Annotated in this window: 1 protein-coding gene; it reads right to left on the bottom strand. The window is 39.1% G+C overall.

Annotated features, from left to right (window positions below):
- Positions 1–658, bottom strand: a 658-nt coding sequence (locus V7149_RS20485) for an AMP-binding protein (RefSeq protein ID WP_335347457.1), incomplete at both ends; no start/stop codon positions are given.

Raw genomic sequence — 658 nt, 5'->3', positions numbered from 1 at the left:
GACATAATCGTTACATGTTCACTTCGGATAGTTTGAATTGCCTCTTTTTCATCAAAGGCTTCCATAATCACCATCTTCATTCCGTATATGATGCTGCGCATTAGAATCGAATAGCCGCTAATATGAAATAACGGCACTGCGCACAGCCAGCATTCCTGCTCAGAGAGCCCAAGATTTAATGCTGAGCCAATTGCACTCCACCAATGATTGCCGTATGTTTGAAGCACACCTTTGGGATGTCCTGTCGTTCCTGAAGTATACATAACTGTACATATATCGTTTAAATTTATTTCTTCAATCATACTCGGATTAGAAGCAGGGGAATTGAAAAGTGTCTCTTTTTCAATAATCGTTACACCTGAAAGAACCGGTTTCATTTGATTAACTGTATTCGAAAATTTCTCTTCAGTTAACAAAAAATCCGAATGCGAATCCTGCATTTGCCATGCTATTTCTGAAGGGGTCAAACGATTATTTAATATAATCGCCTTCACACCAAGCAAATGAAGGGCTAAATAAATGAAAACAGTGTCTACATGGCTGCTGAGCAATACTCCGGCAAACTGTCCCTTTTGGGCTCCATACCCCGTTAATTGGCCAGCTATTGTATGAGCTTTTTTATAAGCTTCGGAAAAAGTATATGTTTTTCCTGCAAAAT

The organism is Bacillus sp. JJ1503 (genome assembly GCF_036965125.1).
Classification (GTDB): Bacteria; Bacillota; Bacilli; order Bacillales; family Cytobacillaceae; genus Cytobacillus.
The sequence above is the reverse complement of the archived record's forward strand: the minus strand, read 5'-3'. Positions and strand labels throughout refer to the sequence as shown.